At 43.8% G+C, this 2,906-nt stretch carries 4 protein-coding genes and 2 pseudogenes; all 6 read left to right on the forward strand.

Annotated elements, in window-relative coordinates; genetic code table 11:
• Nucleotides 1-136: 136 nt before the first annotated feature.
• Entirely contained in the window at nucleotides 137-355 is a 219-nt protein-coding gene (locus tag LC574_RS33915) for a hypothetical protein (RefSeq protein WP_011316696.1), read from the forward strand.
• Between the two features lie 10 nt (nucleotides 356-365).
• A pseudogene (locus LC574_RS33920) lies at nucleotides 366-923 on the forward strand (phage terminase large subunit family protein); the annotation flags it as partial.
• A 133-nt stretch (nucleotides 924-1,056) separates the two neighbouring features.
• The gene (locus tag LC574_RS33925; RefSeq protein ID WP_229457997.1) at nucleotides 1,057-1,548 is read left to right on the forward strand and encodes a hypothetical protein; all 492 of its coding nucleotides are present in this window, start codon (nucleotides 1,057-1,059) and stop codon (nucleotides 1,546-1,548) included.
• Nucleotides 1,548-1,889 carry a hypothetical protein gene (locus LC574_RS33930; RefSeq protein ID WP_229457998.1) on the forward strand — a complete coding sequence of 114 codons (342 nt, stop codon included), beginning with the start codon at nucleotides 1,548-1,550 and terminating at the stop codon, nucleotides 1,887-1,889. Before LC574_RS33925 ends, LC574_RS33930 begins: the two co-directional genes overlap by 1 nt.
• Before the next feature lie 4 nt (nucleotides 1,890-1,893).
• Nucleotides 1,894-2,544 carry a M23 family metallopeptidase gene (locus LC574_RS33935; RefSeq protein WP_229457999.1) on the forward strand — a complete coding sequence of 217 codons (651 nt, stop codon included), beginning with the start codon at nucleotides 1,894-1,896 and terminating at the stop codon, nucleotides 2,542-2,544.
• 14 nt (nucleotides 2,545-2,558) lie between these two features.
• A pseudogene (locus LC574_RS33940) lies at nucleotides 2,559-2,906 on the forward strand (lysozyme); the annotation flags it as partial.

Genomic DNA, 2,906 nt, shown 5'->3' on the forward strand with positions numbered 1-2,906 from the left:
GGGTATAGGTGAATTAGTTGGTTTGATTCTGGCACTAGTAATAATTTGGTTTACCAGGGACGAACAAAAAACCTAATTAACCTTTCAAAATCAAGGGAATTACTCATTTTAGTCGCATTATTGCCAGGGAGCAGGTATGAGTGCAGCATTTGACTTTTTGGTTAACACGGCAGGTGGTTTGTTGATGAACCTGGGTGTTTCTGGGATGGTGGGACAATTATTGGGAGTGGGAGCGACCCTTGCCTTGCATCCTCTGTTGCTACTTACTGGGATAGTTGTGGGTGGTGCGGGAATTGCGATCGCGCGAGAGTTAAACAAGCGCCCTCAGTTGCAGTTGGTTGTTGATAATACATGAGGGGTAAATTATGTTTACTCCTACACCTGTGCGAAATAAACAGCCAAGTCGCAGAAAGAAAAAGGTAAATGTTACCCTGTGGACGGTTTGTTCAACTGTTAGTGCGCTGTCTGTTATTGGGGCGGTTGCATTGGTGGTTGGATGGAAGCAACAGGTTCCAGGTAATCAAATATCGGAGGTACAGCAAGTAAAGGCGCAAGTTTCCCAAATTCGGGAAGTGTACTTAGAAAAGCTTTCCCGTACTGACTACAATATAGACCATCTTTCCAGTTACTCCTCAGTCGAGGGTGCGCCTACTCTTACAGGCTGGCGACAGTTGGCGGCGGCATTATGGGGACAGCAATTGCGGGGTGAAATATCCAGAATGCAGGCTAATGAGAAATCTGGATTTTACCGCCTTCACTATATGCCGGCACTGGAGATAGTTAAATTCAACTCGCTGGATGTTTTACTAGAAGCGGCTTCTGGAAATAATACTTTTTACTGGGGGTATCGCAAAACCGATGGTACGAAAGTTGAGGAGAAGATATCAACCGGGGCTGCTGCTGTTTTGATTTTGGGTAAATTAGTGCAAAACCAACTTGGAATGTTATCTCCAGAAGAGTTTTACGCCCAACTTCAGGATGAAGATTTCTGGGAAGATACTAACTCCCAGGTAAATGATAAACCTGCCAGCTAGTTACTTAATTTGAGGTCATATTATGAGCAGAAATCAGCGCCGCAACTTTGATGTTGATTATTCTGAAGGTGGATCAGTTGTGCCTGCAAACCGCTTGCAAAACATGTTGCAGCAGGTACAGCAACAAGGAGGAATGGTAAATCAGCAACCTAACATTTCTCCCATGACTACTTATGAGACTCAGCCAGTAGAAGTTAGGTATATCAATGCACCTACTTCCTATAAGCCGAGGGTTCCTCAGATAGAGATTCCCTACATTGAGATTTGGAAAGCACATCGGTTGCACCCGCAAAACCCCTGGAGATTTGGCTGGTATCCAGTATATTTTTTATCTGATGTAATTAAATCTCCTGTGGGTGTAGCTGGTGTGGGAGTGTGGTTGTTAATAATGCTGTTGAATTTTTTCCTAAATGGTAGTTATACCGGGCCGGGGTATGCGTCTGGGAAGAAGATTGAAGTTGTACCCAAGGAAGTTCCTTCTTTTGCCCTGCCTGTGGTTAAGCAGTTGGAATAATGACGGTAAAGGCAATTTTTTGGTTCGTACTGCTGGTATGGATTGCAGATATTTTACAACCGGGATATTTGCAGTTTGATAGCTGGCGTAATGCTGTGGCATTGGTACAAAAGCTTCAGTTTTCATCGTCGGCTGTTGTACCCACTGCTGCACCTGGCGTGAATATATCTTCTACTCCTGTTTCTACACGTTACTCCCCGCAAGTAAGGGAACCTGCAACATCCGGGGATGACCTAAATTCTCCTGATTGCCGTGTGGCTAGGAATGACTTTGAGGAAGTATTGAGTACTGCAAGGATTGGTTGTTGGCGGGTTTCTCCTGCTAATGCAAAAAGGCGTTGAGGCAATGCGAATAATCTTTGAAACTGACGGTGACAAGGAGGTTAGGAATTCAACTGTAACTAGTTTGGATGAGACGGTCGATACTAGTTCGAGTGCAAATTGGAGATATGCGATCGCAACCTCAGTTGTAATTGCAGCTATGGTCATTCCCCAGGTTTCTGGATGGATTGAATCTCAACTGTTAGTTAAATCTCTCCAAGGTCTAATATTACCAAAAACTATTCGTAGTAATCAGGTTTTAAATAACGGTCGAATTGCCTTTCCTACTGCGGCTGGTACTCCTGTAACTAGTGAGTTTGGTTGGCGGACACACCCAATTACAGGCGATCGCAAGTTTCACAGGGGGATTGATTTTGGTGCAGCCAAGGGTACGCCAATTTATGCAGTTGATGCTGGTCGAGTAGTTTTTGCAGGCGACAAGGGTGGTTATGGCAAAGCGGCTGTTATTCAGCATCAGGGAAGTTTATCTACTCTGTACGGTCATGCCAGTCAGCTGTATGTACAGCAAGGACAACAAGTTGTGCGTGGGCAGATGATTGCAGCAGTAGGTAGTACGGGCTTTTCAACGGGGCCGCATTTGCATTTTGAAGTTCGCTCTTATGGTGTAGCGCAGAACCCCCGTCCTTATTTACACAAGTATTTAGCTAACCGTTGAAGGTTATTTAGCTATTGGCAAAAGAAATGCAAATTGTACCGATTTTTATATCAGGTGTAGTTGGTGCAGCCTGCTCTGTTGCATTTTCTTATGGAGTAGCTTCACTGCCATGTGGATTGGTATCAAAGGGTGCGGATACTATTTGTCAGGCCCGTAGTTTTACTAAGGCACTTGATAGTTGGAAATTTGGTTTTATTGTTGGTGGTTTGGTTGGGTTTATTTTGAGTCCTCGCCATCAATTTATATCCCGTTTTAAACCCATTCATCTGTCAACTGCTTCCTTAATTACTTTGGGCATTTATTTTTCAATTTCTCAAAGTACTGGTGTTTCTTCAGCATCATTAAATACTTTAAGAGGAAGA

The sequence above is a fragment of the Nostoc sp. CHAB 5715 genome (assembly GCF_020829685.1).
Taxonomy (GTDB): domain Bacteria; phylum Cyanobacteriota; class Cyanobacteriia; order Cyanobacteriales; family Nostocaceae; genus Nostoc.

Excerpts from the sequence above, each read along its gene's own strand:
- LC574_RS33930 (WP_229457998.1), top strand. The coding sequence starts at position 1,548 with ATGACGGTAAAGGCAATTTTTTGGTTCGTACTGCTGGTATGGATTGCA.
- LC574_RS33925 (WP_229457997.1), top strand. The coding sequence starts at position 1,057 with ATGAGCAGAAATCAGCGCCGCAACTTTGATGTTGATTATTCTGAAGGT.
- LC574_RS33935 (WP_229457999.1), top strand. The coding sequence starts at position 1,894 with ATGCGAATAATCTTTGAAACTGACGGTGACAAGGAGGTTAGGAATTCA.
- LC574_RS33915 (WP_011316696.1), top strand. The coding sequence starts at position 137 with ATGAGTGCAGCATTTGACTTTTTGGTTAACACGGCAGGTGGTTTGTTG.